At 69.2% G+C, this 25,943-nt stretch carries 29 protein-coding genes; 5 read left to right on the forward strand and 24 right to left on the reverse strand.

Features of this window, described 5'->3' with window-relative positions:
* Positions 1-22 precede the first annotated feature (22 nt).
* Genes CG50_RS09640 through CG50_RS09650 form a run of 3 tightly spaced genes read right to left on the reverse strand, consistent with a single transcriptional unit; the run spans position 23 to position 2,399 of the window.
* Positions 23-967, reverse strand: a complete 945-nt coding sequence (locus CG50_RS09640) for an OmpA family protein (RefSeq protein WP_051909843.1) — start codon at positions 965-967, stop codon at positions 23-25.
* Positions 964-1,674, reverse strand: a complete 711-nt coding sequence (locus tag CG50_RS09645) for a GNAT family N-acetyltransferase (protein ID WP_036637587.1) — start codon at positions 1,672-1,674, stop codon at positions 964-966. The genes CG50_RS09640 and CG50_RS09645 overlap by 4 nt, the downstream gene beginning before the upstream one ends.
* Positions 1,671-2,399 carry a competence/damage-inducible protein A gene (locus CG50_RS09650; RefSeq protein WP_036637589.1) on the reverse strand — a complete coding sequence of 243 codons (729 nt, stop codon included), beginning with the start codon at positions 2,397-2,399 and terminating at the stop codon, positions 1,671-1,673. Before CG50_RS09650 ends, CG50_RS09645 begins: the two co-directional genes overlap by 4 nt.
* A 136-nt stretch (positions 2,400-2,535) precedes the next feature.
* Here CG50_RS09650 and map point away from each other — a divergent pair, with 136 nt between their 5' ends.
* Complete coding sequence (map, locus tag CG50_RS09655; RefSeq protein WP_051909845.1) at positions 2,536-3,324, forward strand: type I methionyl aminopeptidase; 789 nt, start codon at positions 2,536-2,538, stop codon at positions 3,322-3,324.
* Positions 3,325-3,391: 67 nt separating this feature from the next.
* On the opposite strand, the gene CG50_RS09660 is transcribed toward map, so the two are convergent.
* From CG50_RS09660 to CG50_RS09670, 3 genes are read right to left on the reverse strand one after another with little or no spacing between them, the layout of a single operon-like run.
* On the reverse strand, positions 3,392-4,048 hold the full coding sequence (locus CG50_RS09660) for an HAD family hydrolase (protein WP_036637594.1): 657 nt from the start codon (positions 4,046-4,048) through the stop codon (positions 3,392-3,394).
* Positions 4,048-4,611, reverse strand: a complete 564-nt coding sequence (rsmD, locus tag CG50_RS09665) for a 16S rRNA (guanine(966)-N(2))-methyltransferase RsmD (RefSeq protein ID WP_036637595.1) — start codon at positions 4,609-4,611, stop codon at positions 4,048-4,050. The genes CG50_RS09660 and rsmD overlap by 1 nt, the downstream gene beginning before the upstream one ends.
* Positions 4,608-5,807, reverse strand: coding sequence for an NAD(P)/FAD-dependent oxidoreductase (locus tag CG50_RS09670; protein ID WP_036637596.1), 1,200 nt, complete (start codon positions 5,805-5,807; stop codon positions 4,608-4,610). Before CG50_RS09670 ends, rsmD begins: the two co-directional genes overlap by 4 nt.
* Positions 5,808-5,880: 73 nt before the next feature.
* On the opposite strand from CG50_RS09670, the gene CG50_RS09675 reads away from it, so the two are divergent.
* Complete coding sequence (locus tag CG50_RS09675) at positions 5,881-6,369, forward strand: peroxiredoxin (RefSeq protein WP_036637597.1); 489 nt, start codon at positions 5,881-5,883, stop codon at positions 6,367-6,369.
* 266 nt (positions 6,370-6,635) lie between these two features.
* Here CG50_RS09675 and CG50_RS09680 read toward each other — a convergent pair whose 3' ends face one another.
* The 5 genes from CG50_RS09680 to CG50_RS09700 form a co-directional block, all read right to left on the reverse strand.
* On the reverse strand, positions 6,636-7,811 hold the full coding sequence (locus tag CG50_RS09680; protein WP_036637599.1) for a GNAT family N-acetyltransferase: 1,176 nt from the start codon (positions 7,809-7,811) through the stop codon (positions 6,636-6,638).
* Positions 7,812-7,893: 82 nt separating this feature from the next.
* Positions 7,894-8,664 (reverse strand): glycerophosphodiester phosphodiesterase family protein, encoded by a 771-nt coding sequence (locus CG50_RS09685; protein WP_036637601.1) that lies wholly within the window; start codon positions 8,662-8,664, stop codon positions 7,894-7,896.
* A complete protein-coding gene (locus CG50_RS09690; protein ID WP_036637603.1) occupies positions 8,661-9,122 on the reverse strand; it encodes a RidA family protein in 462 nt (153 codons plus the stop codon). The genes CG50_RS09685 and CG50_RS09690 overlap by 4 nt, the downstream gene beginning before the upstream one ends.
* Positions 9,123-9,158: 36 nt before the next feature.
* A complete protein-coding gene (locus CG50_RS09695; RefSeq protein WP_245615672.1) occupies positions 9,159-9,635 on the reverse strand; it encodes a YbjN domain-containing protein in 477 nt (158 codons plus the stop codon).
* Between the two features lie 43 nt (positions 9,636-9,678).
* The gene (locus CG50_RS09700; protein ID WP_036637605.1) at positions 9,679-13,134 is read right to left on the reverse strand and encodes a chromosome segregation SMC family protein; all 3,456 of its coding nucleotides are present in this window, start codon (positions 13,132-13,134) and stop codon (positions 9,679-9,681) included.
* A 185-nt stretch (positions 13,135-13,319) separates the two neighbouring features.
* Between CG50_RS09700 and CG50_RS09705 the strand changes: the two genes are divergently transcribed.
* Positions 13,320-13,682 (forward strand): CidA/LrgA family protein, encoded by a 363-nt coding sequence (locus CG50_RS09705; protein WP_245615674.1) that lies wholly within the window; start codon positions 13,320-13,322, stop codon positions 13,680-13,682.
* Complete coding sequence (locus CG50_RS09710) at positions 13,675-14,391, forward strand: LrgB family protein (protein ID WP_036637607.1); 717 nt, start codon at positions 13,675-13,677, stop codon at positions 14,389-14,391. Before CG50_RS09705 ends, CG50_RS09710 begins: the two co-directional genes overlap by 8 nt.
* A 147-nt stretch (positions 14,392-14,538) precedes the next feature.
* Here the strand turns inward: CG50_RS09710 and rnhA are convergent, their stop codons facing one another.
* From rnhA to ispH, 3 genes are read right to left on the reverse strand one after another with little or no spacing between them, the layout of a single operon-like run.
* Complete coding sequence (gene rnhA, locus CG50_RS09715) at positions 14,539-14,997, reverse strand: ribonuclease HI (protein WP_036637609.1); 459 nt, start codon at positions 14,995-14,997, stop codon at positions 14,539-14,541.
* Positions 14,990-15,595, reverse strand: coding sequence for a glutathione S-transferase family protein (locus CG50_RS09720; RefSeq protein ID WP_036637612.1), 606 nt, complete (start codon positions 15,593-15,595; stop codon positions 14,990-14,992). Before CG50_RS09720 ends, rnhA begins: the two co-directional genes overlap by 8 nt.
* A 35-nt stretch (positions 15,596-15,630) precedes the next feature.
* On the reverse strand, positions 15,631-16,584 hold the full coding sequence (gene ispH / locus CG50_RS09725; RefSeq protein ID WP_036637614.1) for a 4-hydroxy-3-methylbut-2-enyl diphosphate reductase: 954 nt from the start codon (positions 16,582-16,584) through the stop codon (positions 15,631-15,633).
* Between the two features lie 116 nt (positions 16,585-16,700).
* On the opposite strand from ispH, the gene CG50_RS09730 reads away from it, so the two are divergent.
* Positions 16,701-17,234: a GNAT family N-acetyltransferase gene (locus CG50_RS09730; RefSeq protein WP_338048270.1), complete on the forward strand. Its 534-nt coding sequence runs from the start codon at positions 16,701-16,703 to the stop codon at positions 17,232-17,234.
* A gap of 2 nt (positions 17,235-17,236) precedes the next feature.
* Here CG50_RS09730 and recO read toward each other — a convergent pair whose 3' ends face one another.
* The 10 genes from recO to CG50_RS09780 all read right to left on the reverse strand — a co-directional run bounded on the left by recO (position 17,237) and on the right by CG50_RS09780 (position 25,943).
* The gene (gene recO / locus CG50_RS09735) at positions 17,237-17,956 is read right to left on the reverse strand and encodes a DNA repair protein RecO (RefSeq protein ID WP_036637618.1); all 720 of its coding nucleotides are present in this window, start codon (positions 17,954-17,956) and stop codon (positions 17,237-17,239) included.
* A 276-nt stretch (positions 17,957-18,232) separates the two neighbouring features.
* On the reverse strand, positions 18,233-19,255 hold the full coding sequence (gene hypE, locus CG50_RS09740; protein WP_036637620.1) for a hydrogenase expression/formation protein HypE: 1,023 nt from the start codon (positions 19,253-19,255) through the stop codon (positions 18,233-18,235).
* Between the two features lie 30 nt (positions 19,256-19,285).
* Entirely contained in the window at positions 19,286-20,422 is a 1,137-nt protein-coding gene (gene hypD / locus CG50_RS09745) for a hydrogenase formation protein HypD (RefSeq protein WP_036637621.1), read from the reverse strand.
* On the reverse strand, positions 20,419-20,703 hold the full coding sequence (locus tag CG50_RS09750; RefSeq protein WP_036637623.1) for a HypC/HybG/HupF family hydrogenase formation chaperone: 285 nt from the start codon (positions 20,701-20,703) through the stop codon (positions 20,419-20,421). Before CG50_RS09750 ends, hypD begins: the two co-directional genes overlap by 4 nt.
* A complete protein-coding gene (locus CG50_RS09755; protein WP_051909847.1) occupies positions 20,703-22,184 on the reverse strand; it encodes a sigma-54-dependent transcriptional regulator in 1,482 nt (493 codons plus the stop codon). The genes CG50_RS09750 and CG50_RS09755 overlap by 1 nt, the downstream gene beginning before the upstream one ends.
* The gene (gene hypB / locus CG50_RS09760) at positions 22,184-23,077 is read right to left on the reverse strand and encodes a hydrogenase nickel incorporation protein HypB (protein ID WP_036637627.1); all 894 of its coding nucleotides are present in this window, start codon (positions 23,075-23,077) and stop codon (positions 22,184-22,186) included. Before hypB ends, CG50_RS09755 begins: the two co-directional genes overlap by 1 nt.
* On the reverse strand, positions 23,077-23,418 hold the full coding sequence (hypA, locus tag CG50_RS09765) for a hydrogenase maturation nickel metallochaperone HypA (RefSeq protein ID WP_036637629.1): 342 nt from the start codon (positions 23,416-23,418) through the stop codon (positions 23,077-23,079). The genes hypB and hypA overlap by 1 nt, the downstream gene beginning before the upstream one ends.
* Complete coding sequence (locus CG50_RS09770) at positions 23,411-24,286, reverse strand: hypothetical protein (RefSeq protein ID WP_036637631.1); 876 nt, start codon at positions 24,284-24,286, stop codon at positions 23,411-23,413. Before CG50_RS09770 ends, hypA begins: the two co-directional genes overlap by 8 nt.
* A complete protein-coding gene (gene hybE / locus CG50_RS09775; protein WP_036637633.1) occupies positions 24,283-25,119 on the reverse strand; it encodes a [NiFe]-hydrogenase assembly chaperone HybE in 837 nt (278 codons plus the stop codon). The genes CG50_RS09770 and hybE overlap by 4 nt, the downstream gene beginning before the upstream one ends.
* The gene (locus tag CG50_RS09780; RefSeq protein WP_036637635.1) at positions 25,116-25,943 is read right to left on the reverse strand and encodes a hydrogenase expression/formation protein; all 828 of its coding nucleotides are present in this window, start codon (positions 25,941-25,943) and stop codon (positions 25,116-25,118) included. The genes hybE and CG50_RS09780 overlap by 4 nt, the downstream gene beginning before the upstream one ends.

The raw sequence follows: 25,943 nt of genomic DNA on the forward strand, positions 1-25,943 counted from the left end.
CGGACCTGCCGGCGGCCCGGTCTCAGTCCGGCAGCAGGACCGCCTCGACCCGGCGGTTGCTTTCGCGCCCGGCTTCGGTCGCGTTGCTCGCCCGCGGCGCCAGCCAGCCCGCACCGCGCGCACTGAGCCGCGGCGCCGGCACCCGGTAGCGGCTGACCAGCAGCCCCATGACCGTCTGGGCGCGCTGCTCGGACAGTGCCACGTTGGCCTCGAGGGCACCGGTCGCGTCGGTGTGGCCGACGAGGACGATCCGCGCCTCGGGGTGCGTGCTCAGATACTCCGCCAGCGCCTGCAACGAAGCGGCATCGCCCGCCAGCAACGTGGCATCGCCGCTTTCGAAGGCCAGATCGTCGAGGGCGACGTGGCCCTCGGTTTCGAGGGTCTGGGCGAGGTCGGGGTTGGCCGCCGGGGGGGTGTCGCTTGCCCCGGGCTTCGGCGCCGGGCGGGGCGGGGCGTCGGGATTGCCGATTTCCGGGCCGCCGACGCTCAGTGTCGTGAGGTGCACGAAGCCGGTCTGGGACGAGCGCGAGACCGTCAGCGCCAGCCACTCGCCCCCGTGCCGCGCCACCAGATAGCGGAAATCGCCGAGATCGACGTGCATTTCCGGTTCCGGCAGCAGATCGAGCGCATAGCGGAAATCGAACCCGCCGCAGGCATCGGTGGCACAGCTGTAGAGGATGTCATATCCCGCGGCCGAGATCTGGTCGCGCAGCGGGTTCAGAAGATCAAGGGTCGCGGTGGCATCGCCCGGCAGCTGCCAGGCGGTGTCGTGCCGCGTGCCGGCAAGCAGGACGGACTTGCCCCCCTCGCTGTTCCATGCCCCGGTCAGCATCCGGTAATCCGTCGCCGCGGTGTCGCGGCTGTCGGTCTGTTGCGCGCCCTGAGGCAGGCTCAGCGCCAGCGGATCGGCCAGCGCCGGTGCCGTGGCGGCGATCAGTGCGCCGAGCGCACAGCACAGGGCCTTCATGCGAGGCGTCTCCGGTAATGATACTGCGCGGCGGGTCGCATCCCCAGGCCGCGATAAAGTGCATTCGCCGGCCCGTTCGCCTGGGTGACGACGAGGGCGAGGCGCTCTGCCCCTGCCGCGCGCGCCCATCGCACCGTCTCGGCCATGATCGCGCGGCCAAGGCCCTTGCGGCGGAATTCGGGCAGCGTCACCAGTGCGTGCAGCATCGCGGTGCCGTCATGGACCGCGACGAAGGCTGCGCCGGCCGGATGATCCTCGGCCCGGCCGAGAACGGCCGCGCGCGCGCCCTGTGCGCGCGTCATCACCGCGCGCCGGGGGGCACCGATCCCGCCGCGCTCCCACACTTCGGCGGCGATGGCGAGGGGCGGCCAATGCGCGAAGGCACTGACCGGGGGCACATCGTCCGACAGCACGTCGAGGGGCGCTTCGTAGACCGTCACCGGGTCGAACACCTCGAAGCCGCGGGCGCCGAGCGCGGCATCGAGCGCCTCTTCCCCCGGACGGATCATGAATTTCGGCGGCTGGCCGAGGGCGCGGTGCGCCGCGATGGCGGCGTCGATGTCGGCGCTCTCGAAGGGTGCGATCAGGCTGGCCGAGCTGACCCGCGAGCCGCCCCCCAGCCCCTCGCGGACCAGAAATCCGCCGGCCTCGTGCAGGGTCGCGGCGGGCCAGGTGGCGTCGATGACCTGAAAGAGATCCGCGCTCATTTGCCCTCCGGGAAAGCGGCCTTCAGCGCGGCGAAGGCCGCGTCGAGCGCCCCCGCATCGGTCGAGCGCACCACCAGATTGGTGCCATAACGGCCCTCGGTCTCGAACGGATAGGAGCCGAAGCCGACGCCCGGATGCGCCAGGGCGAGCGCGCGCAGCGGCTCGGCGATCTGCGATTCGGGGCGCATCATCTGCAGGCTGCGCGAACGCAGCGGCGCGCCGCCTTTGAGGGTGGGCACGATCGCCTCGGCCATCGCCTTGAACACCGCCGGCACGCCCGCCATGACATGGCAGTTCTGCACGGTGAACCCCGGCGCGACCGAGACCGGGTTGTCGATCAGCGTCGCGCCCGCGGGGATGCGGGCCATGCGCAGCCGCGCCTCGGTCAGCTCCTGGCCGCGGCCGGCGTAATAGGCGGCGAGCAGTGCGCGCGCATCCTCGCGCACCGAGATGGTGCGCCCGAAGGCCTCGGCCACGGCGTCGGCGGTGATGTCGTCATGCGTCGGCCCGATGCCGCCCGAGGTGAACAGGTGATCGTGGCGCGCGGCAAGTTCCGCCACCGCGTCGACGATGGTGCCGTGATCGTCGCCGATCACCCGGATCTGGCGCAGCTCGATCCCGGCTTCGGCCAGCATTCCAGCCAGGACCCAGGCGTTGCCCTCGCGGGTGCGGCCGGTGAGGATCTCGTCACCGATGATCAGGATTGCAGCGGTCGGATTGGACATGTCGGGCCTCCTTTTCGCAGAATCTATAGGCTTCCGCCCCGTCACGGGGAAGCCCGCCACTGGCCAAGCCATGCGTTTGTGACTATCTAGGGCGAAACTAATCAGGAGAAGTCCAGTGGAACAAAGTCATGGTCGGATGACCAAGGACGGCATCCGCATTTACGAATTGTCGGACTTCGCCGGGGAACGGGCCGCTTGCCAGATCACGGCGCAGATCCTCGACGAGGTCGCCCCCCTCGTTCAGCCCGGCGTAACGACGCAGGTGCTTGAGGATTTCATCGCGAAGCGGGTTGTCGAACTCGGCGCGGTCTCGGCGACGATCGGCTACAACGGCTACAAGCACGCGTCCTGCATCTCGGTCAATCACGTGGTGTGCCACGGCATCCCGGGCGACAAGGTGCTGCACGAGGGCGACATCCTCAACATCGACATCACCGTGATCTACGATGGCTGGTATGGCGATTCGAGCCGGATGTATGCCGCCGGCAAGATGGACCGCAAATCGCAGCGTCTGGTCGATGTGACCTATGAATCGCTGATGATCGGCATCGAGCAGGTCAAACCCGGCAACACCTTCGGCGATATCGGCCACGCGATTCAGGAATATGTCGAAAGCAACCACATGAGCGTGGTGCGCGACTTCTGCGGCCATGGCGTGGGGCGGATGTTCCACGGCGCGCCGAACGTGCTGCATTACGGCAAGCCGGGTCATGGCGCGGTGCTGGAGCCGGGCATGATCTTCACCATCGAGCCGATGGTGAACCTCGGCCGGCCCGAGGTGAAGGTTCTCGCCGATGGCTGGACCGCGGTGACGCGGGACCGCTCGCTGACCGCGCAGTATGAACATTCCGTCGGCGTGACCGAGGATGGCTGCGTGATCTTCACCGACTCGCCCAAGGATATGTTCTACAAGACCTGGGCGTGATCGCCCGGCCTTCATGAACCCGATGACAGGCGCCCCCCGCGGGGCGCCTGTCGTCTTTCCGGGGGTCTTATTCGAGGCCGAGCAGCCCCGGCACCTCGGCCATGTCGCGGAAAATCTCGGCGCCCACGGCTTTCAGGCGCGGGTTCTCGCCCGAGGGGGCATAGCCCAGAACCCGCATCCCGGCGGCGATGCCGGCGCTCGCCCCGGTCGCGGTATCCTCGATGACGACGCAGCGCGCGGGATCGGCCCCGATCGAGCGCGCGGCATGAAGATAGAGATCCGGCCTCGGCTTCGGCATCCCGAGATCCTGCCCCGAGAACAGTCGCCCTTCGAGCCGCGCCCACAGCGCCGGGTGCTGGCCGAGCGTCGCGCGCATCTTCTGCATCCGCCCGTTGGAGCCCACCGCATAGCCCACCCCCGCCGCATCGAGACGGTCGAGCAGCGCCTCCACCCCCGGCATCAGCGCGGTGCCGCGGGCGAGGCGGGCGCACATCCGGTCATAGAACCCATCGGCCCAGTCGGCGGGCAGCATGGCGCCATGGGCGCGGGCGTAATCGCCGGTCTCTTCGATGGTATGGCCGATGAACAGCGGCTCAAGCTCCGGGATCGTCATGTGCAGACCGTGCTCGGCGAATTCTTCCTGGATCTGGGCGAAGGTCAGCGGCTCGCTGTCGACGAGGACGCCATCGCAGTCGAACAGCACGGCTTCGGGGGGCTGGGGCATCAGGCGGGGTTCCGGGCAAGGGTGATGATCGTGTCGCCATAGCGGCGCTGGTCGATCTGTTCGAGAGGGGCGGGAACGACGGGGGGGAGGCTTTCCTCCCACACGATCAGCGCGCCGGGCGCGATCCAGCCGTTCGCGAGGCACGACGCCATCGCCTTCTCGCCAAGTCCCATCCCGTAGGGCGGATCGAGGAACACGAGGTCATAGCCCGCGCCGCGGCACGGGCCCATGTCGGTGGCATTGCGGCGCCAGACGTCGGTGACCCCCATCGCGCGCATCAGCTCGATGTTGCGGCGCAGAAGCGCGCGCGCGGCGGTGCCGTCATCGACGAAGGCCGCCCGCGCCGCGCCGCGCGACAGCGCTTCGAGGCCGAGCGCGCCGGTGCCCGCGAACAGGTCGAGAACCCGCGCCCCCGGCAGCGGATTGCCATGCGTGCCGTTGATCAGCAGGTTGAAGATCGCCTCGCGCACCCGGTCGGTGGTGGGGCGCAGATGGGCGGCGCTGTCGCCCTCGCCGACATCGGCGAGTTTCAGGCCGCGGCGCTCGCCGCCGATGATTCTCATTTCAGCAGGGCCTTCAGATCGGTCGCGGTGGCGATGGTTTCGGGGGTGACGGGTTTCGCCGCCTCGATCAGCCGCTTGCCGACCATATAGGCACGCGGATCGTTCAGCGTGTCGACGGCGATCAGCTGGCGGTTGCGGAAATACCAGAACGACGGCGTGTCGCCGCCGCGCGAGACCACCTCGTCATAACCGCTGTTCAGCCCGGCGATCTGCAGCTTGGTGTCGAACTGATCCGACCAGAACCACGGCTTCGGGGTATAGACCTTCTCGGCGCCGAGCATGTTCTGCGCGACGGTTTCCGCCATGTCGATGGCATTGCCGACGCTTTCGAGGCGCAGCCGCCGCCCCTGCCACGGGAAAGAGGCGCAATCGCCCGCCGCCCAGATCGCCGGGTCCGAGGTCCGGCCATGGGCATCGGTGGCGATGCCGTCCTCGACGGCAAGGCCGGCGGCGCGGGCGAGGTCGGTGTCCGGCGTCACGCCGATGCCGACGATGGCGAAATCGGCCGGGATATGGCGCCCGTCCGTCAGCTCGGCGCCGGTGACATCGGTCTCGCCGGTCAGCCGGGCGAGGCCGGTGCCCTCGATCAGGGTGACGCCGTGCCGGCACTGCAACGCGCGGATCGCGTCCGCCGTCTCGGCGCAGGCGACGCGGCCGAGGATGCGCGCAGCCGCCTCGACCAGGGTGACGGTGAGGCCGAGCTTGCGTGCGACCGCCGCCGCTTCGAGGCCGATGTAGCCGCCGCCGATCACGACGAGGCGGGCGCCCGGACGGAACTCGGCGCGCATGGCATCGACATCGGCGAGCGAGCGGACCTGATACACATGTCCGAGCGCGCCGCCGACCGGGGCCGGCAGGTGGCGCGGGCTCGCCCCGGTGCAGAGCGCGAGCTGGGTATAGCCGATGACCTCGCCCGTGTCGGTCGTGACGGTACGGGCGGCGCGGTCGATCGCCGCGACGCGGGTGCCGGTGCGGAGCGTGATCGCGTTCGCTTCCCACCACTCGGGAGAGCGCAGGGCCAGCCGTTCGAGGGGCATCTCGCCCAGAAGATAGGCTTTCGACAGCGGTGGGCGCTGATAGGGGGGCACGGGTTCGGCACCGATCACGGTGATTTCACCGACATATCCGGCGCTGCGCAGTTTTGCCGTCAGCGCTGCCGCCGCCTGTCCCGCGCCGACGATCACGATCCCGGTCATGATTTATCCTCTGGTCCGTTGCCCGGCGGACCCTATATCCTCAGGGCAATCCTGTGCAACGGAGAGGGATGAAATGAGCATTTCTGTGGGTGACGTTCTGCCGGGGGCAACGCTGCTGCGTGTCGGCGATCACGGGCCGGAGGCGGTGAGCCTCGGCGAGAAGATGAAGGGCCGCAAGGTGGTGATCTTTGCCGTGCCGGGCGCGTTCACCGGCGTGTGCACCACCGCCCATGTGCCGAGCTTCATCCGCACCTTCGGCAAGTTCAAGGCGAAGGGCGTCGACGAGATCATCTGCATCGCGGTCAACGACCCCTTCGTGATGAAGGCCTGGGGCGACGAGACCGGGGCGACGGCGGCGGGTATCACCATGCTGGCGGATCCGGAAAGCGCCTTCACCTCGGCGATCGGGATGGAGTTCTCGGCCCCGGGTGCGGGGCTGATCAACCGCTCGTCGCGTTACGCGATGCTGGTCGAGGATGGCGTGGTGAAGATCCTGAACAAGGAGCTGAGCCCGGGGGCCTGTGAAATCTCGGCGGGCGAGGGACTGTTGGCCGAGATGTGATCCGGCGGCCGGGCGATACGCCCGGCTGTGTCGTGCGGCGTGATGTGAGACGGGGGCCGGCGACGGCCCCCGTTTCGTTTTGTGCTCTGCCCCGCAGAAGGCAGAAGAGAGGGGGCGCTGCCCCGCAGAAGGCAGAAGAGAGGGGGCTCTGCCCCGCAGAAGGCAGAAGAGAGGGGGCTCTGCCCCCTCGGGCCTTTGGCCCTCACCCCCGGGATATTTGCGGCGAATCGAAAGGGGGGAGGGGGCTTTGGCCGGGTGGGGCGCGGTCAGGCGGCGGGGGGATCGCCGCGGTGGAACGGGCCGAGTGCGGTGAGGTCCGCGATCTCTTCCGCGACCGAGGCGCGTTCGAGGCGCAGGAACTCCGCCACCGCGCGGCGAAAGCCGGTGTTCGGGATCCAGTGGAGCGAATGGGTCAGAACCGGCAGGTAGCCGCGGGCGAGCTTGTGTTCGCCCTGCGCGCCGGCCTCGACGCGGGGCAGGCGGTGCGCGATCGCCCAGTCGATGGCGCGGTGATAGCACAGTTCGAAATGCAGGAAGGCGTGATCCTCGGTGCAGCCCCAGTAGCGGCCGTAAAGCGCATCGCGCCCGATCAGGTTGAGCGCACCGGCGACGGGTTCGCCGTCGCGCGCGGCCAGCACCAGAAGCACCTCGTCACGCATCGCGTGGAGCGCGTCGAAGAACGCGCGGCTGAGGTAGGGGCGGCCCCATTTGCGGCTGCCGGTGTCCTGATAGAAATCCCACATCGCGTCCCAGTGTTCGGGGCGGATCCGGTCGCCGGTCAGGCTGTGGATCGTGCCGCCGAATTCCTGCGCGCGGGCGCGTTCCTTGCGCAAAGCCTTGCGCTTGCGCGCGGCGAGATCGGCGAGGAAATCGTCGTAGCTGCCGTAACCGCGATTGTGCCAGTGGAATTGCTCGCCGGTGCGGGAGAGCCAGCCGGGGGGCGGATCCGCGGCCTCGGTTTCGGTGCAGAAGGTGACATGAGCCGAGGACAGGCCTTCGCGCTCGGTCAGCGTCTCGATCGCCCGGATCAGCGCGGCGCGGCCTGTGGCCTCGTGCCCCGGTCGGGTCAGGAGGCGCCGCCCGGTGACCGGCGAGAATGGCACGGCGCATTGCAGCTTCGGATAATAGCTGCCGCCGGCGTGTTCGTAAGCCGCGGCCCAGGAGTGGTCAAAGACGTATTCGCCCTGCGAATGGCTTTTCAGATACAGCGGTGCGACGGCGATCACCCGGCCGTTTTCGCGCGCGACGAGCGGGCAGGGCGTCCATCCGCTGTCGCCGCCGACCGAGCCGGAGGTTTCAAGTGCGCTCAGAAAACGATGCGTGGTGAACGGGTCGAGCGGGCGGCCGCCGTCTGCCGCCTCGGGGCAGGCGCAGGCGTCCCAGTCGGCGGCCGGGATCGCGGTCACGCCGGGATGGACCGAAACCTCGATCTCTGCTGTCATCTGCGCCTCCTGCCGGGGGCTGTGCCCATGCCCGGCCCCATGATGGGGCGCGGCGCGTGAGGGTCAAGACGGGCAGGGCCGATCAGGCGCTCACGACCGGGCGATAGCCTTCGAAGGTGATGTTGTCGGCCACCGCGCGGGCGCCGGCCTCTTCCTCGGGGGAACGGATCGTCCAGCACAGGATCGCGGCGCCTGCGGCCTTCAAGGCGGCGATGCGCGGCGAACCGAGGTCTATCGCCTCATGCGAGACGAAGCTGCAGCCGAGGGGCTCGTAATCGGGGATGTCGCGCAGGCGCTCGCGCGTCTTCGCGGGGATCAGCGGCCAGTCGGCAGCCGTGTAGGCCGAGGTGGTCAGCCCCACCGCCACATCCGGCGCGCCGGGACGGAAGGCCGCGATCGCCGCCGGGCTGAACGACATCACCGCCAGAGGACCCCGGTAGCGCGACAGGATTTCGGCCGAGCGCCGTTCGAGAAGGCCGTCAGAGGGGGCCATCGCGCCTTCCTGATCCTTCAGCTCGATCAGCAGGGGCACCTTGCCCGCGACGGTTTCGAGCAGCTGATCGAGGGTCGGAATACCCTCGTCCGTGCCCAGAAGCGACAGCGCCGACAGCTCGGCCGCGCTGTGCGCCCGCACCCGTCCGCCCGCGCCGGTCATCCGGCGCAGGTCGTAATCGTGAAACACCATCGGCACGCCATCGGCCGAGGGTTGCAGGTCGACCTCGATCGCATAGCCCGCCGCAACCGCCGCGCGCACCGCCGCGAGGCTGTTCTCGGGACGGCCGAGCGCCGCGTCATGCAGCGCCCGGTGTGCCACCGGCAGATGCCGGAAGGCCGGATCGAGGCCCGCCATCATGCGACCTCGAAGATCGCTTCGATCTCGACCGCGACGCCGAGCGGCAGCGACCCCGCGCTGACCGCGCTGCGGGCGTGGCGGCCGGCATCGCCGAACACCTCGACCATCAGGTCGGAGCAGCCGTTCACCACCTTCGGCTGATCGGTGTAGCCGGGGACCGAATTGACGAAGCCGACGAGCTTGACCACCCGCGCCACCCGGTCGAGATCGCCGAGCGCGGCCTGCGCCTGAGCGAGCAGCGACAGACCGCAGCGGCGCGCCGCACGTGCACCCTCGGCGGTGTCGAGCTCGGCACCGAGCTTGCCGGTGATCAGCCCGGCCTCGTCTTGCGAGATCTGCCCGGAGACGTAAAGCATCCCGCCGCTGAGCACGTAGGGAACGTAATTCGCCGCCGGGGCCGGGGCCGCCGGAAGTGCGATGCCAAGCTCTTCGAGGCGGGCTGCGATCTTCGATGCCATGTCTGTCTCTCCTGTCGTCGGGTCAGTGATCCGGCCTTACCAGCCGATGTAATTGCGAAAGTCGGTAATCAGCGAATGCCAGATTTCCAGCGAGCTGTCGAAGTTCTTCGGCCCCACCCCGTCGCCATCGAGGTTGATATCGTATTCGAGATAGGGGTCGCCGTGATCGTCGGTGTAAAGCTTGCCATAGCGCCGGTCGCGGTTCCAGTTGTTCAGCTGCTCCGCGCTCAGCCCGTTCGGCAGATCGAATCCGGCCGAGAACTGCACCGAATCGCAGGGCGCGTTCTTGCCGCAGCCGTAGAAATAGACGTCGAAGCTGATCCCCTCGATGCGGCTTGTCAGCATTACATCGCCGGCCGGATCGGTGCCGCGCTTGGTCTTCAGCCCGTAGGTCTCCAACAGGTTCTGGATCACATCGACATCGCCGGTGACCTGCGCGGGCAGGCTGGTGGCGGTGATCGAGAGGCAACAGGCGGCGACGGACAACAGGCGGAACATGGCGCTCACGATCATGATTTGCCGCCCCTTATAAGCCTGCCCGAAAGCAAAGGCGAGATCACGCGACAAGCTGTTCGGCACGTTTCAGATCGACCGAAACCAGCTGGCTGACGCCCTGTTCCTGCATCGTCACGCCGAACAGCCGGTCCATCCGTGCCATGGTCACGGCGTGGTGGGTGATCACCAGGAAACGCGTGTCGGTGCGCCGGGTCATCTCGTCGAGCAGATCGCAAAACCGCGTCACATTGGCATCGTCGAGCGGCGCATCCACCTCGTCGAGCACGCAGATCGGCGCGGGCGTCGCGAGGAACACCGCGAAGATCAGCGCCATGGCGGTCAGCGTCTGTTCGCCCCCCGACAGCAGCGACAGCGTGGACAGTTTCTTGCCGGGCGGCTGACACATGATTTCGAGCCCGGCCTCCAGCGGATCGTCCGATTCGATCAGCTGCAGATTGGCCATGCCGCCGCCGAACAGATGGGTGAACAGCATCCGGAAGCTCTCGTTCACCTGCTCATAGGCGGCGAGCAGACGTTCGCGCCCCTCGCGGTTCAGGCTGGAGATGCCGGCGCGCAGCTTGCGGATGGCTTCCTCCAGATCGGCCTTTTCCTGCACCAGCGCGTCATATTCGGTCTGGATCTCGCGGGCGTCCTCCTCGGCGCGCAGGTTGACCGCGCCAAGCGAATCGCGCGCCCGTTTCAGGCGGGCGACGTCGTCTTCCAAGGCCCCCGTCGCCGGGATCCGGTCGGGATCGACGCCGAGGGTGTCGAGAAGGGCTTCGGGCGTGGTTTCCAGCGCCTCCTCGATGCGCTGCGCGGTCTGGGCGACGCCTTCACGCGCGGCCTCCAGACGCGCCTCGGCGCGGGCGCGCAGCTCGCGCGCCTCGCCGGCGAGGCGTTCGGCTTCGCGCTCGGCGAACTGTGCGTCGCGCAACCCGGTCTCGGCCTCGGCCAGACGGTCAGCGGCGATGCTGCGGCGCTCCTCGGCGGTGTCGATGGCTTCGGACAGTTCCTCGTATTGCGCGCGCAGCTCCTCGGGGAGAACGCGGGCCTCTTCCAGCTCCTCGGCGGTCTGCTCGCGGCGCTCGGCCAGCTCGGCGCTGCGCTTCTCCGCGGTCTCCAGCCGGTGGCGCCAGCCGGACAGCTCCTTGGTCACTTCCTGCCGGCGCTTGGTGCGCGCATCGCCTTCGCGGCGGATCTCGTCATGGGCGGCGCGGCGGCTCATCATGGTCATCCGCGCGGCCTCGACGGCGATGCGCAGCCCGTCGACCTCGCCGCGCGCGGCCTCGAGATCGGGCAGCGCGGCAAGCTGCGATTGCGCTTCGGCCAGCGCGAGACGCGCGGTGCCGATATCCTCGGCATGGCGCTTGCTGGCGAGCCGCGCAGTTTCCAGCCGCCCGGCCGAGATCGAGCGTTCCGCCTCGGCCCGCGACAGGGCGCGACCGGAGTCCGCCAGACGCTGATCGGCGGTGCGGCGCGCCTCGCGCGCGCGGGTGTCGGCATTTGCGGCGTCGGCGAGCGCGGCCGACAGCGCCTCATGCGCGGTGCGGGCGGCCTCGGCGCGGGCCTCGGCCGCGTCCAGATCGTGGCGCAGCTCCGCCAGACGGTTGAGCTGCCGCAGCCGCAGCGCCGCGGCCGAGGGCGCATCCTCCGCCCCCGCGCGGTAGCCGTCCCACCGCCACAGATCGCCCTCGACCGTCACCAGCCGCTGACCGGGGGCAAGCGCGGGTTGCAGCCGCAGCCCCTCGGCGCGGTCGGCGACCAGACCGATCTGGCCGATCCGGCGCGCCAGAACCGGCGGCACGCCGACATGGGCGGACAGCGGCCGTGCCCCGGCGGGCAGCGGCTGCGGGGTCTCGTAATCGGGCAGCACGCCCCAGCCGGTCGGTTCCTCGCTGACCTCGGGGGCGCGCAGATCGTCGGCAAGCGCGGCACCGAGCGCCGCCTCGAACCCCGGTTCCACCGTCACCCGGTCAAGCAGCTGCTGCCCCGAGGCCGATTCGCGCTCCACCAGACGGGCGAGGGCGGTGACCTCGGCGCGCAGGGCGCCGGCCTCGCCCTCGGCCTCGGCGCGGGCGGCGCGGGCGGCGGTTTCCTCGCCCTGCACCCCGGCGCGGGCCTCTTCCGCGGCTTCGAGGGCTTCCTCGGCCGCCTCGGCCATGGCCTGCGCCTCTTCCTGACGCTGCTGGGCTTCCCCGAAGGCCTCGGCCGCGGTTTCGAGCGCTTCGGCAGCCGCTTCGGCGGCCTCAGTGGCGCGATCCGCCTCGGCCTGCGCGCGTTCGGCACCCGCCCGGCTGTCATCGACCAGCCGCGTCAGCGAGCCGTGCCGCGCCGCGAGCCTTGCGACATCCTCGGTCTTCGCGTCGAGCTCCGCTTCGCGCTCGCGCAGCACCGTGGCCGCTTCCGAGGCCATCTCCGCCGCCTCGTCGAGGCGCGCGTCATGCCCCTCCATCGCCTTCGAGAGCTGCTCCATCTCCCAGTCGAGGCGTTCGATCGTCTCGCCGGCATCGCGGTTCAGCCCGGCCTCGCGCTCCATGTCGCGGTCAAGCTGCTGCACCCGGTTCTTCAGCGTCTCGATGCGCTGCGCGGCCTGCGCCTCCTGATCCTTCAGCGTGTCGCGCTGGATGGTCAGCCGTTGCAGGATGGCGCCGGCGATGGCCTCTTCCTCGCGCAGGGGGGGCAGGGCGGCATCGCGGGCGGTGCGCGCCTCGCTCGCGGCGCGCGAGGTCGCCTCGGCCCGGGCGAGCGCGATCAGCGCGGTGCGCAACGCATCCTCCGCCTCGGCGCGCGCCATATCCGCCTCGCGCCAGCGCCGATACAGCAGCATCCCTTCGGCACGCGTCAGCTCCGCCCCGATCTCGCGATAGCGCGCCGCCTGCCGGGCCTGGCGTGCCAGCTGACCGAGCTGCGCGCCCATCTGCTCGATCACGTCATCGACGCGCAGCAGGTTCTGTTCGGCCCCCGAGAGTTTCAGCTCCGCCTCGTGGCGGCGCTGATACAGCCCCGAGATCCCCGCCGCCTCTTCGAGAATCCGCCGTCGCGCCCGCGGCTTGGCGTTGATCAGCTCGTTGATCTGGCCCTGTCGCACCAGCGCGGGCGAGGTCGCCCCCGTCGAGGCATCGGCGAACAGCATCTGCACGTCGCGCGCGCGCACGTCCTTGCTGTTGACCTTGTAGGCCGAGCCCGCGTCGCGGGTGATGCGGCGCACCACCTCCAGCGCATCGGCATCGTTGAACCCCGCCGGCGCCAGACGTTCGGTATTGTCGATCAGCAGCGAGACCTCGGCGAAATGGCGCGAGGGCCGGGTCGCGGCCCCGGCGAAGATCACGTCCTCCATGCCGCCGCCGCGCATCGCCGAGGCGCGGGTCTCTCCCATCACCCATCTGAGCGCTTCGAGCAGGTTCGACTTGCCGCAACCGTTCGGCCCGACAACGCCGGTCAGCCCGTCCCGGATCACCAGATCCGTCGGGTCGACAAAGCTCTTGAAGCCGTTCAGCCGCAGCCGGGTGAAGCGCAAGCGCGACCCCCTTTCCGATTCCGTCGCGTTTGCGTGAGTTTCGGGGCAGGGACGCCCCAAGTCAACGCCGCTTCCCCTTCATCTGGAGGTATGCCCAGTCTTATCCCCAAGATATAAGGGGCTGTTCCCGCCTTCCGCTTTGGCGTATGGACTGCCCCCGCGGGAGGAACACAGTCAGGAGAGGCATGATGCTCGTTCCCGCCTTTGCCATCATATTGTTGTTTCAGCTCGTCGGCGAGGTGATCTCGCGCGCGCTCTCGCTCCCGTTGCCGGGGCCGGTTCTGGGCATGGTGTTCATGGTCATAGCGCTCAGCATGTTCCCGAAGCTCGGCGATATGGTGACGCCCATCGCGCAGGGGATCTTGCGCTATCTCGCGCTGATGTTCGTGCCGGTCGGCGTCGGCATCGTCGCCAATATCCCGACGCTCGAGGCGCATTGGCTGGCGATCTCGGCCTCGGTGGTCGTCTCGACCCTCTTCGCCATCGTGGTGGGGGCGCTGACCTTCGTCTTCGTCGCCCGCCTGACCGGGAGCAAAGCCGATGACTGATGCCTTCAAGATCTGGTCCTACCTGTCCAGCCAGCCGCTGTTGTGGCTGTGCGCCACGCTCTTCGCCTATTGGATCGGCGATGCGCTGTTCGTGAAATCCGGGCGCAACCCGCTGGTCAACGCGGTGCTGATCGCCATCGTGCTGCTGTCGCTGATGCTTTGGGCAACCGGCACGAGCTACGAGAAATACTTCGACGGCGCGCAATTCGTGCATTTCATGCTCGGGCCGGTGACGGTGTGCCTGGCGATCCCGCTGCAGGCGAACCTGATGGCGATCCGGCGCGCGTTGCTGCCGATCGCGGCGGCGCTGATCGCGGGCTCCTGCGCGGCGGTGGGCTCGGCGCTCGGCATCGCCTGGCTGCTCGGGGCAGATCACACGCTCCTCGCCACGCTGTCGCCGAAATCCGCGACCGCCCCGGTCGCCATCGGCATCTCGCAAGGACTCGGTGGCGAACCGACGCTGACCGCGGTGATGGTCATCATCACCGGCATCGTCGGGGCGATCTGCGTGACGCCGCTGCTCAATCTGATCGGGGTGCGCGACTGGCGTGCGCGCGGCTTCTCGGTCGGCGTCGCGGCGCATGGTTTCGGCACCGCCCGCGCCTTCCAGGTAAACGAGACCGCGGGCGTCTTCGCCTCGATCGGCATGGGGCTGAACGCGGTGCTGACCGCCTTCCTCGCGCCGCTGTTCCTCAGGCTGTTCCAGTGAAACGAAAAGACAGGGGGCGATGAACCCGCCCTTCGGTCTTTCGGCTTTCCGTAAATATCCCGGGGTGAGGCCGCAGGCCGAGGGGCAGAGCCCCTCTCGCCGGCCCCGCCCTGCGCAAGGCCTGCCCGTTTCGCGAAGCCTGTCGCCTCAGCGCGCCGGCTTGAACGGCGCCATCCCGGCGCGGGCGAGCTCATCGGCGCGCTCGTTCTCGGGATGGCCGGCATGGCCCTTGATCCATTTCCAGGTCACGCTGTGGCGCGCCTGCGCCGCGTCCAGCCGCTGCCACAGATCGACGTTCTTCACCGGCTTGCGGTCGGCGGTCTTCCATCCGTTGCGCTTCCAGCCGTGGATCCAGCCGCCGACGCCGTTCTTCACATAGGCCGAGTCGGTGGTGATGGTGATCTCGGTCGGCCGGGTCAGCGCCTCGAGCGCGCTGATCGCCGCCATCAGCTCCATCCGGTTGTTGGTGGTGTCGGCCTCGCCGCCGTTCAGCTCGCGCTCCTTCAGCACCGTCTCGCCGTCGAGCGCGCGCATCAGCACCCCCCAGCCCCCGGGGCCGGGGTTGCCAGAGCACGCCCCGTCCGTCCATGCGTGAAATTCAGTCATTCAGTCCAACATATCCCGGCAGATCCGCGATCCGCGCCAGCCAGCGCCCGATGGCGGGGAAGCGCTCCATCCCGAACCCGCCCTTGCTTCCGGCGGTATGGGTATAGGCGTAAAGGCAGATGTCGGCGAGGCTGACCGCATCGCCCACCAGCCAGTCTCGGCCGCTCAGCCGCCGCTCCATCACCGCGAGGTTGCGGTGCCCGGCATCGAGCAGCGCCGCCAGACGTTCCGGCGTCGCATCGGCCTTGCGGTGGTCGTAGGTCAGAAGCGCCGCGCGCACCGCGATGGTGCCCTCGTGCTGGTTCTGCTCCCAGAACATCCAGGCCAGCATCTCGGCCCGCGTCAGCGCGTCTTCCGGCACGAAGCGCGTGCCCTCGCCGAGCCAGCACAGGATCGCGTTCGATTCCGGCAGCAGGTGCCCGTCGTCGAGCTCCAGCACCGGCGCCTTGCCGAAGGGCAGATGCCCGTCGCGATGCGCTGCCTCCAGCGCGGGCGAGCCGTATTCCACATCCTCGCGGGTATAGGCGCGCCCGCTCAGCGCCAGCAGCAGCCGCACCTTGTAGCTGTTGCCCGAGGAAGGCATCGAATAAAGTTTCATCGTCGTCTCCGTGGCTTGCCGGGCAACCGGCGGCGTCATTGGGCGGCGGGGTCGCGCAGGATGCGCGGCACCTTGAACTCGATGTCCTCGCGCGCGGTCTCGACCATCTCGACGGTCACGTCGCGCCGTTCGCGGAAGGCGTCGATCACCTCGTTGACCAGCACTTCGGGGGCAGAGGCGCCGGCGGTCACGCCGATCGCCTTCGCGCCTTCGAGCGCGCGCCAGTCGATCTCCGAAGCGCGCCCCACAAGCTGGCTGTAGGCGCAGCCATTCGCCCGGCCGACCTCGACCAGACGGCGCGAGTTCGAGCTGTTCGGCGCCCCGATCACCAGAAGCGCGTCGATCTTGCCGGCGATCGCCTTCACCGCGGACTGGCGGTTGGTGGTGGCGTAGCAGATGTCTTCCTTGCCCGGCCCGATGATCGCCGGGAAGCGCGCGCGCAGCGCGCTCACGATATCCGCGGTGTCATCGACCGACAGCGTGGTCTGGGTGATGAAGGCGAGCTTCGCCGGATCGCGCGGCGCGATCTTCGCCACGTCCTCGACGGTCTCGACGAGCAGCACCTCGCCCTCGGGCAGCTGGCCCATGGTGCCGAGCGTCTCGGGATGGCCGGCATGGCCGATCATCACCATCTGCAGGCCGTTTTCGTAATGTCGCGCGGCCTCGTTGTGGACCTTGGTCACCAGCGGGCAGGTGGCGTCGATCTGGATCAGATCGCGGCGCGCGGCCTCGGCCGGGACGGATTTCGGCACGCCATGCGCCGAGAAGATCACCGGGCGGTCGTCGGGGCATTCGTCCAGCTCCTCGACGAAGACCGCGCCCTTCGAGCGCAGGCTGTCCACGACGAACTTGTTGTGCACGATCTCGTGGCGCACATAGACCGGCGCGCCCCATTTCTCGAGCGCCATCTCCACGATCTTGATCGCGCGGTCGACGCCTGCGCAGAACCCGCGCGGCGCGGCGAGGTAAAGGGTCAGGGCAGGTTTCATCGGGCTCTCCTTGGCTGTCCTTCACCTAATGCGCGCGCGGCCGCGCGTCCAGAGTGCGGCGCCGCTCGGGGCTTGCACCCGGCAGGGGAAAGCGCAATCTGCCGGCCGAAGACCTGTTGCCCGAGACCCTGCCGAAGGATGCGCCGATGATCCGCGATGCCACCCCCGCCGATGCCGCGGCGATTGCCGAAATCTACAACGAGGCGGTGCTGAACTCGACCGCGATCTGGAACGATGTGGTGGTCGATGCCGATAACCGCGTTCGGTGGATCGCCGCGCATCACGATGCAGGCGTGCCGGTTCTGGTGCTGGAGGAGCAGGGCGAGGTGACCGGCTACGCGACCTATGGCGCGTTCCGCTCCTTCGACGGTTACCGCGAGACGGTGGAGCATTCGCTGTATATTCGCGCCGACAAGCGCGGCGGCGGGCGCGGCCGGATGCTGATGGAGGCGCTGATCGCCTTCGCGCGCGAGGATGGCCGGCACATCATGGTCGCGGCGATCGAGGCGGAGAACGCGGCCTCGATCCATCTGCACGAGCGGCTGGGGTTCGTGCCGGTCGGCCGGATGCCGGAGGTCGGGCAGAAGTTCGGCCGCTGGCTCGATCTGGCGCTGTTGCAGCTGAAGCTCGACGACCGCACCGCGCCCTGAGGTCAGGTTCTGCGCTCGATCGCGGCGAGGAGCCTTGCCCGGGCCTCGGGCAGGGCGTGGTGGTGTTCGGCCGCGAAGAGCGCGAGGAAATGCCCGGTCAGGCGCAGGCCCTGGGCGATCTCGGCCCAGGTGGCGCTGCCTTGCCCGAGAAGGGCTTGCGGCAATGGCAACAGCCGCGGTGCCCAGTCTCCGGCGCCCTCACGGCTGACCGCGCGGCCGGTGCGCGGCGAGACATAGGCGAGATCGTCACGGCTGCCGGTGACCGCGCAGCGGCTGAGGTCGAGCCCGTAGCCGAGCGTGTCGAGAAGCCCGGCCTCCCAGCGAAGATAATCGAGCGGCCAGCCCTCGATGGCGCGGCCGATGACGTCGAACAGAGGCTCCGTCGCGGCGTAAAGGTCGGGTTGCGGCTCGCGTTCGGGCAGCGAGGAGGACAGCATCGCGCAGACCGCGCTGAGCCCCGAGAGCGCCAGACGGTCTTCCATGGCGCCGGCGCGCGAGGCGAGCGGTTCGACCTTCAGCGTGCCGATCTGATCGTCGAGCCGGGCGTGCCAGGCAAGCGCGACATGGCTGCCCGGTTGCAGCATCGCCGCCATCTTGCGCGAGGCACCGCCGCGCACCACGCCGAGGTGACGGCCGTGCCGGGCGGTGAAGGCCTCGACGATCATCGAGGTTTCGCCATGCGGGCGGGCGGAGAGGATCGTGCCTTGGTCTTGCCAGTCCATCGGACCCTTTGCCCCCGAACGCTGCTTTTATGTCGAGCGCCGGGGGCCGTCTGCCCCCGGACCCCCGAGGATATTTGAGGAAAGATGAAAGGGAAAGGCGCCGGGGGAGGCGGGGTGTGCGGGCGCCCGGCGGCGGCTTCGGGTGGGGAGGTTCGGCCGGGGGCGCTTTGTCAAATGATGTGGGGGCGGGGCGTGCCCTTGCCATAAGGCGCATCGGATGGGGCCCGACTATCGCTGCGGGGCGTGTGCGGGGGGCGAGCGGGCCGCCCCCGGCGGTCAGCAGATCCGCGGCAGTTGTTCGCCGACCAGCATGTCGACGATGCGCGCGCCGCCGAAGCCGGTGCGCATCCGCACCTGTCCGGGATGCTCGGGCGTCGCCGTGCCGATGATCGCGGCGCCCTCGCCCTCGGGGCGGGTGCGCATCGCGGCGAGGGCGGCCGCGGCCTCCTCGGGCGGGACGAAGACGACGAGCCGGCCCTCGTTCGCCAGATACAGCGGATCGAGGCCCAGAAGTTCGCACATGCCGGTGACCTCGGCGCGCAGCGGCAGGGCGGTTTCGTCGAGTTCGATACCGCAGCCGGCGGCCTCGGCGATCTCGTTCAGCGCCGAGGCGAGCCCGCCGCGGGTCAGATCGCGCGCGGCGCGGGCATTCGGCGCGGCGGCGAGGATCGCTTCCATCAGATGGCCGAGCGCGGCGCAGTCGCTTTCGAGTTCCGTCGACAGCGCCAGATCGCCGCGCGCCGCCAGAAGCGCCGCGCCGTGATCGCCGAGCACGCCGTTGACCAGCGCGACATCGCCGGGCCGCACGCGTGCCGCCGCCATGTCGCGGCCGGGTGGGATGACGCCGACGCCCGCCGTGGTGACGAAGACCTTGTCGCAGGCGCCGCGCCCGACGACCTTGGTGTCGCCGGTGACGATGCGCACACCCGCGGCCTCTGCCTCGCGCGCCATCGAGGTGACGATGCGGCGCAGAAGTGCGACCTCGGTGCCTTCTTCGATGATGAAGGCGGCCGAGAGCCACAGCGGCCGTGCCCCGCCCACGGCCAGATCGTTCACCGTGCCGCAGACCGCCAGCGTGCCGATGTCGCCGCCGGGAAACTCGACCGGGGTGACGACGAAGCCGTCGGTGGTGAAGGCGAGCCGCGCGCCCGGTTCTGCCAGAGCCTCGGCCTGAAGACGCGCCTGATCCTCCATCCCCGGCGGCTGGAAGACCGAGGTGAACACTTCCTCGATCAGGTCCCGCATCGCCTTGCCGCCACCACCATGGGCGAGCGTCACCTTGTCGTCGCGTAATGCCATCTGTTCCTGTCCTTCCCGGAGCCGGGGGGCCTATTCGGCCGCCGCGCGCGCCCCGCCATATTGCCAATAGGCCGCGCAGGCGCCTTCCGAGGACACCATCAGCGCGCCGAGCGGCGTTTCCGGCGTGCAGCCCTTGCCGAAATGCGGGCATTGCGTCGGTTTCAGATGACCGATCATCACCTGACCGCAGGCGCAGCCCTCGGGGTCGGCGATCTCGGCGCGGATGCCGGCATAGCCGATGCCGAATTTCTCCTCGGCGTCGAAGGCGCGATAGGCGGGGCGGATGCGCAGGCCGGAGCTGTCGATCTCGCCCAGACCGCGCCACTCGAAACTCGGGCGTTTCTCGTAGACATCGGCCATCGCGGCGATGCTGACGGGGTTGCCGTTCTCGGGCACGACGCGGGCATATTGGTTCTCGACCCCGGCGCGCTGCTCGGCGATCTGGGTGAGCAGCATCAGCACCGATTGCAGGATGTCCAAAGGTTCAAACCCGGCGACGACGACCGGCTTGTGATAGTCGCGGGCAATGAAATCATAGGGATGGGTGCCGATCACCATGCTGACATGGCCCGGCCCGATGAACCCCGCGAGGTTCATGAACGGATCGTCGAGGATCGCCTTCAGCGGCTCGGGCACGGTGATGTGGTTGCAGAACACCGAGAAATTCGTCAGCCCCTCGCGTGCCGCCTGCTGGATCGCGAGCGCGGTCGAGGGCGTCGTGGTCTCGAAGCCGATGCCGAAGAACACCACCTCGCGCTCCGGGTTGCGGCGCGCGAGTTCGAGCGCGTCGAGCGGGCTGTAGACCATGCGCACATCGGCGCCCGCCGCCTTCGCCTGCAACAGCGACTGGCTGGCGCCGGGCACGCGCATCGCATCGCCGAAGGTGGTGAAGATCACCTCGGGGCGGGTGGCGAGCTGGATCGCCTCGTCGACGCGGGCGCGCGGCAGGACGCAGACCGGGCAGCCGGGGCCGTGGACGAATTCGATCCCCTCATGCACCAGCTTGTCGAGGCCGTAGCGGAAGATCGAATGGGTGTGGCCGCCGCAGATCTCCATGATCGGGATCGGCGCCTCGCGGCTGGCGCCGAGGGTGTCGGCGACATGGGCGATGCGGGCGAGAAGCGTCTTCGCGGCGGCGGGGTCGCGGAATTCGGTGGCGTATTTCATTGCGCGAGCGCCCGGTCCGCCTCGGCCATCTGGCCAGTGGCCTCGGCGACCTCGCCCAGTTCATGCAGCGCGATCAGCGTCTTCTCGGCCTCCTCCGGGTCGATCCGGCTCATCGCGAAGCCGACATGGATCAGCACCCATTCGCCGATCAGCGCCTCAAGCGGGCCGTCGGCCACGCAGGCCACGTTGACCTCGCGCCGCACGCCCGAGACCTCGGCCATCGCCATCATCCGTTCGGGCGCCGTGATCGCCACGATCTGCCCCGGTATGCCCAGACACATCAGATGTCCTCCTCTTCGTCCTGCCGGCCCGCGGGGGCGGCGATGCCATATCGGTCGAGCTTGGCGCGCAGCCCGACCCGCGACAGCCCGAGTTCCGCCGCCGCGCGGCTCTTGTTCCAGCGGCACCGCGTCAGCGTCTCGCGCAGGATCCGCATCTCGATCAGCTCCACCCTGTCCTTCAGCGTTCCGCCCGAGACCATCACGCTCTCGGCCGAGCGGTCCGCGCCTTCCTCGCCCGGTTCCGCCTGCAGGATGTGGCGCGAGATCAGCTCTGCCCCGAGCACGCGGTCCTGTGCGAAGATCATCATCCGCGTGACCTCGTTCGACAGTTCGCGCAGGTTGCCGGGCCAGTCGTAATTCTCCAGAAACTCCAGTGCCGCCGCGTCGAAGCCGGCGATCGGCTTGCCGTGGCTGGTGGCGATGTCGCTCAGCATCCGTTGCGCCAGCATCGCGACGTCGCCGCGCCGCGCGCGCAGGGGCGGCAGGGCGATTTCGCCGACGGCGAGGGCGTAATACAGATCGGCGCGGAACCGCCCCTCGGCCACCGCCTCGCGCAGCGCGCAGTTCGATCCGGCGATCAGCCGCAGGTTGGAGCCGATCACCTCCTGCCCGCCGACCGGGCTGAACGCGCCCTCGGTCAGCAGTTTCAGCAGTTGCAGTTGCAGCGCCGGGCCGGCCGCCTCGATCCCGCCCAGATAGAGCGTGCCGCGGTCGGCTTTCTGCACCAGACCGATCCGGTTCGCGCCGCCGGGCAGAACGCCGCGTTTGGCACCGAACATCTCGATCAGGGCCAGTTCTTCCGGCAGACCGGCGAGCGCCAGTTCGTAGAACGGCCGTTCCGAGCGCAGCGAGCCGAAGTGCATCGCGCGGGCAAGCTGGCCCTTTCCGGTCCCCGCCTCGCCGCTGAGCAGCACCGGCACGTCGAAACTCGCATATTGCCGGGCAAGTGCCACCACCTGATTCATCGCCGAGGTCGGCGTGCGCAGGATCGTCTCGAACCCCATGCCCTCGCGCAGCGCCTTGCGCCGCTTCTCGACCCGGCTTTCCGCGGTCGAGGTCAGCACCTTCATCTCGAGCGACATCCGCTCGTTCTCGCGCGCGAGCTGGAACAGCCTTGTGGCGTTGCGCGCCGCCATCAGCAGTTCCTCGGGGTGCCAGGGCTTGGGGATGAACTGATGTATGCCGGCGTCGTTGATCGCCGCCATCATCGCCTGCGGGTCGGTGTAGCCGGTGATGACGATGCGCACCGTCTCGGGCCAGCGGTCGCGCACCTCGGTCAGGAACTCGACCCCGGTGCGGCCGGGCATCCGCTGATCGCAGAAGATCGCCTGCACCCATTCCTCTTCGAGGATGTCGAGCGCCGCGCCCGCGCCGGGTGCGCTCAGCACCTCGAACTCGTCCTCGAGCGCCATGCGCATCGAGGCGAGCGAATGCGGCTCGTCATCGACGAGCAGGATCGTGGGGCGCGGTGCCTCGGCCATCAGAGCGCCTTTTGCGCCAGATGCGCGCGCAGCCAGCCGAGCCACAGATCCATCCCCTCGCCGGTGCGGGCGGACAGGCGGATCACCTCGATCTCGGGGTTCACCCGGCGCAGGTTCGCCTCATAGGCGTCGAGATCGGCGTCGCAATGGGGCGCGAGATCGGTCTTGTTCAGGATCGCGAGCTTCGCCGCGGTGAACATGTCGGGATATTTCAGCGGCTTGTCCTCGCCTTCCGTCACCGACAGGATCGCGACCTTGGCGTCCTCGCCCAGATCGAACGAGGCCGGGCAGACCAGATTGCCGACATTCTCGATGAACAGGATCGAGCCCGGCCGCGGGTGCAGCGTATCCATCGCGCGGCCGACCATATCGGCATCGAGATGGCAGCCCTTGCCGGTGTTCACCTGCAACGCACGCGCGCCGGTGGCGCGGATGCGGTCGGCGTCATTCGTGGTCTGCTGGTCGCCCTCGATCACCGCGAGGGGCTGATCGCCGAGCATCTCGATGGTGCGGCACAGCAGCGTCGTCTTGCCCGAACCGGGCGAGGACACCAGATTGACCGCGAGCGCGCCGAGCGCGTTCAGCACCCGCCGGTTCGACACCGCGAGCGCGTCGTTCTTCGCGAGGATGCCGGTCTCGATCTCGATCAGGCGGGTCTGGCTGATCCCCGGAACCGAGACCCCCGCCGCACCGAGGCCGTAATGATGCTGCTCGTCATGGGCGTGGTCGTGCGGATGAGCATGGTCGTGGTCATGGGAATGCGTGTGCTCATGCTCATGCCCGTGCTCATGCCCGTGGCTGTGCGCCAGACCGAGGCGATGGGCCTCCTCATGGCTGATCTCGCGCCCGTCGATGAAGACCGGGGCCTCGCCGCATCCGCAAACCGTGCACATCACTGCACCTCCATGTCCTTGATCCGCATTTCATCGCCGCCCTGCGGCAGCAGCCGGCCGCCGCCGCACAGCGGGCAGGGGTCCAGCCTTTCGGCGATCTCGACGGTCTCGCCGCAGTCATAGCACAGCGCCCGGCCGGGCAGGTCGATGATCTCCAGAACCGCCCCCTCGGCCGCAGAGCCGCGCATCACCACGTCGAAGGCGAATTCGAGCGCCCGTTTCTCCACCCCGGCGAAGAGGCCGATCTCCAGCCGCAGCCGGGCGATATGCGCGAAGCCGTGGGTCCGGGCGGCATCCTCGACGACCGAGCGGATGCCTTCGGCGATCGACATCTCATGCATCGGCGACCTCCCAGGGCACGCAAGGATCGAGAATGTCGACGACCAGCGGCGCCAGACGCGCCTTGGCGGCGGGCAGGGTGGCGAGGCTGCGTTCCAGCACGCCCCCCGGCACCAGAAGATGATCGGTCGGCGTGATCCGGGTCAGATCGGTCAGCCGGCCGTCCTGAAGCGCGACCTCGATCGCATAGGTGCCGCGCGCGGCGGGTGCCGTGGCGCGGCCGGGGGCGGGGGATTCGGCGCCGAACACGTCCTCGATCGCCGCTTGCAGATCGACCGCGCGGCCGAGCGCGCGCCAGAACGGGCCGCGGCCGAAGCGTGCCTCGGCCTCTTGCATCAGGGGGTGATCCGCGACACGGGCGGCGGGGGAATTGTCCTCGGCCCTCACGGTGAACGGGTCCGAAAGCGCGGGCAGGGCGGCTTCGGCCTCGCCCTTCGAGAACGTCTCGGCGATGGCGGAGAGGACCGGGGCCACGCCCTCGTCCCAGCCGAGCCAGCGGCGCAGATCGCCCGGCATCTCGGCATGGCCCCAGATCGCGCGCGACAGCCGGCGCCCGCCCTCGGCCCAGTTCTGGGGCAGCGGCTGCGGCGCAAGCCCCAGAAGCCGGGGCCAGGCGATGAACAGCTTCGCCAGATGATCGCGCAGCACCTCGCGCCGGGTGGCGTTTCCGGGATTGTCGTCGGTCTCGATGCCGAGGGCGAGGCGCGCGGCCTCGCCCTGCGCGGCACCGCAAAGGTTGAACAGCCGGGGCAGCATTTCGGCCACCTCTGCTGCATCGCGACCGCGCAACAGCCGTGCCACCGGCAGATCGGCCGGGCGGAAGATCCGCGGCCCCGCAGGCGTCAGGGCGATGCGCAGCGAGCCGCTCATTCGGCGCCGCCGGTTTCGGGTTCGGCCACCGGCTCGGCGGCGAGGCCCCCGGTCAGCAGCTGGCGCCGGGTCGGGGCCTCGACGGTCTCGATGGCTTCCGCCGCTTCGGCGGGCGCCTCGGCAGGGGCTTCGGCGGCGGCGATCTCTGCCTCGCGGGTGGCGCGGATCTCGGCGGCGCGGTCGGTCTCGGCGATGTTCTCGGGGTTGAACAGCTCTGCCATCACCGCGCGAGCGACGTCGCGCGCCTGCATCTGGTTCTGGAATTCGCCCATCGGCGAGAACAGCGAGCACGCCTTGTAGCCGCCGACCATCTCGCGCACGTTGTGGATGAACTCGTAGCGCCCCGAGGGGAAGTCGATCATCTCCTTCGCGCCGGGCACCAGCGTCGACCAGTCCTCGCCCTCGGCCGGAAGCTCGATCAGGTTCATGAACCAGGGCGAGATCAGCACCCCGAGCGCGCGCCCCTCATGGCTGATGAAGCCCACCGCCTCGACCGAGAGCACCTTGTTCACAAGGGGCACGTCGCGCATGGTGGAGTTCCAGATCTCGCGGAAATCGGCGGTGAGAAGGGCGACGCGCTCCTCGATCCGGCGCGATTCCAGCAGCGCCGGCGCGCCCGGATCCTCGCGCACGATGAACTGTTCCTTCGGCGCGTCGCAGTTCGGGCATTTCCAGTCGTCGGGCAGCGCGGTGAACGGCGTGCCGGGCAGCACCTGCCGGGTGTCGTCGCCATGATCGGGCTCGTAGGGCGTCCAGCAGATCTTGCATTCCATGATCGCCCGGTCCGAGATCCGGTCGTTCGCGCCGAGGTAGCTGCCTTCGAAACCGCTCAACGGATCGCCTCCAGCACTTCGCGGATGCGGGATGCCGAATCCTCCAGATCCTCGGTCGCGGCCAGCGCCACCTCAGGCATCGAGGTCACTTCGAACGTGTCGAGGATCAGCTGATCCATCGAGTTGAAGAACTGCACCCGCCAGACATGAGAAAGCGCCGTCGCGGTGATCCGGCAGTTGCCATAGCCGCGCGACAGCACCGTCACCGCCCCTTCGCCAAGCGTGCGGTCGAGCCAGTCGAGGTCTTCCTCGGTATGCGGCAGCAGGGTCAGGTTGATGACATGGGCCGCGCCGCCCTTGTAGCGGGCGGAATGGTCGGTCAGCTCGGCCAGCAGCGCGGGGGCGTTCACCACCCCGGCCGGGCGTGCCAGATCGGCGCCGAGGCCGGCGCGATAGGGCTCGAACGCGCGGCTGAGCGCGGCCGCGGGCACGGGGCCGACCTCGACCGCGTCGATGCCCGCCCCCGAGATCGCCCAGACCCCGGCGAAGACCGCCTCCTGCACGCGCAGCGCCGGGATGCCGCGGATCTTCATCGCGACCTCGCCCTGACCCAGCGTTTCCGCCATCAGCGCGCGGTTCTGTTGATCGAGCTTCGACAGATCGAAACGCGCCATGCCACCCTTTGCGGCCGCCTCGCAGGCGGTGGCGAGATCGGCGAGCGTCTTCAGCGCCGGGCTGAGCGCCGACGGGTCGTCCACCTCGGGCAGATGCGTCTCGTAGGTGCGCATCCCCGAGGGCAGGTGCATGTAGTCCAGACCCTCTTCCTCGTCGGGCTGGGAACCGGGGCCGAAGCCCACGGGCGGCAGATGGAAATTCGAAGCCAT

The organism is Paenirhodobacter enshiensis (genome assembly GCF_000740785.1).
Classification (GTDB): domain Bacteria; phylum Pseudomonadota; class Alphaproteobacteria; order Rhodobacterales; family Rhodobacteraceae; genus Rhodobacter; species Rhodobacter enshiensis.

What these genes read in the sequence shown, in the direction of transcription:
- map (WP_051909845.1), top strand. Translation starts at nt 2,536, where the DNA reads ATGACCAAGGACGGCATCCGCATTTACGAATTGTCGGACTTCGCCGGG.
- CG50_RS09710 (WP_036637607.1), top strand. Translation starts at nt 13,675, where the DNA reads ATGACTGATGCCTTCAAGATCTGGTCCTACCTGTCCAGCCAGCCGCTG.
- CG50_RS09750 (WP_036637623.1), bottom strand. Translation starts at nt 20,703, where the DNA reads ATGTGTCTGGGCATACCGGGGCAGATCGTGGCGATCACGGCGCCCGAA.
- CG50_RS09690 (WP_036637603.1), bottom strand. Translation starts at nt 9,122, where the DNA reads ATGGCATCGAAGATCGCAGCCCGCCTCGAAGAGCTTGGCATCGCACTT.
- recO (WP_036637618.1), bottom strand. Translation starts at nt 17,956, where the DNA reads ATGGACTGGCAAGACCAAGGCACGATCCTCTCCGCCCGCCCGCATGGC.
- hypA (WP_036637629.1), bottom strand. Translation starts at nt 23,418, where the DNA reads ATGCATGAGATGTCGATCGCCGAAGGCATCCGCTCGGTCGTCGAGGAT.
- CG50_RS09780 (WP_036637635.1), bottom strand. Translation starts at nt 25,943, where the DNA reads ATGGCTTCGAATTTCCATCTGCCGCCCGTGGGCTTCGGCCCCGGTTCC.
- CG50_RS09720 (WP_036637612.1), bottom strand. Translation starts at nt 15,595, where the DNA reads ATGAAACTTTATTCGATGCCTTCCTCGGGCAACAGCTACAAGGTGCGG.
- CG50_RS09650 (WP_036637589.1), bottom strand. Translation starts at nt 2,399, where the DNA reads ATGTCCAATCCGACCGCTGCAATCCTGATCATCGGTGACGAGATCCTC.
- CG50_RS09640 (WP_051909843.1), bottom strand. Translation starts at nt 967, where the DNA reads ATGAAGGCCCTGTGCTGTGCGCTCGGCGCACTGATCGCCGCCACGGCA.
- hypB (WP_036637627.1), bottom strand. Translation starts at nt 23,077, where the DNA reads ATGTGCACGGTTTGCGGATGCGGCGAGGCCCCGGTCTTCATCGACGGG.
- CG50_RS09660 (WP_036637594.1), bottom strand. Translation starts at nt 4,048, where the DNA reads ATGCCCCAGCCCCCCGAAGCCGTGCTGTTCGACTGCGATGGCGTCCTC.
- CG50_RS09705 (WP_245615674.1), top strand. Translation starts at nt 13,320, where the DNA reads ATGATGCTCGTTCCCGCCTTTGCCATCATATTGTTGTTTCAGCTCGTC.
- CG50_RS09755 (WP_051909847.1), bottom strand. Translation starts at nt 22,184, where the DNA reads ATGGCCGAGGCACCGCGCCCCACGATCCTGCTCGTCGATGACGAGCCG.
- CG50_RS09675 (WP_036637597.1), top strand. Translation starts at nt 5,881, where the DNA reads ATGAGCATTTCTGTGGGTGACGTTCTGCCGGGGGCAACGCTGCTGCGT.
- CG50_RS09770 (WP_036637631.1), bottom strand. Translation starts at nt 24,286, where the DNA reads ATGAGCGGCTCGCTGCGCATCGCCCTGACGCCTGCGGGGCCGCGGATC.
- CG50_RS09645 (WP_036637587.1), bottom strand. Translation starts at nt 1,674, where the DNA reads ATGAGCGCGGATCTCTTTCAGGTCATCGACGCCACCTGGCCCGCCGCG.
- rsmD (WP_036637595.1), bottom strand. Translation starts at nt 4,611, where the DNA reads ATGAGAATCATCGGCGGCGAGCGCCGCGGCCTGAAACTCGCCGATGTC.
- CG50_RS09685 (WP_036637601.1), bottom strand. Translation starts at nt 8,664, where the DNA reads ATGATGGCGGGCCTCGATCCGGCCTTCCGGCATCTGCCGGTGGCACAC.
- CG50_RS09680 (WP_036637599.1), bottom strand. Translation starts at nt 7,811, where the DNA reads ATGACAGCAGAGATCGAGGTTTCGGTCCATCCCGGCGTGACCGCGATC.
- hypD (WP_036637621.1), bottom strand. Translation starts at nt 20,422, where the DNA reads ATGAAATACGCCACCGAATTCCGCGACCCCGCCGCCGCGAAGACGCTT.
- hypE (WP_036637620.1), bottom strand. Translation starts at nt 19,255, where the DNA reads ATGGCATTACGCGACGACAAGGTGACGCTCGCCCATGGTGGTGGCGGC.
- CG50_RS09670 (WP_036637596.1), bottom strand. Translation starts at nt 5,807, where the DNA reads ATGACCGGGATCGTGATCGTCGGCGCGGGACAGGCGGCGGCAGCGCTG.
- rnhA (WP_036637609.1), bottom strand. Translation starts at nt 14,997, where the DNA reads ATGACTGAATTTCACGCATGGACGGACGGGGCGTGCTCTGGCAACCCC.
- ispH (WP_036637614.1), bottom strand. Translation starts at nt 16,584, where the DNA reads ATGAAACCTGCCCTGACCCTTTACCTCGCCGCGCCGCGCGGGTTCTGC.
- CG50_RS09695 (WP_245615672.1), bottom strand. Translation starts at nt 9,635, where the DNA reads ATGATCGTGAGCGCCATGTTCCGCCTGTTGTCCGTCGCCGCCTGTTGC.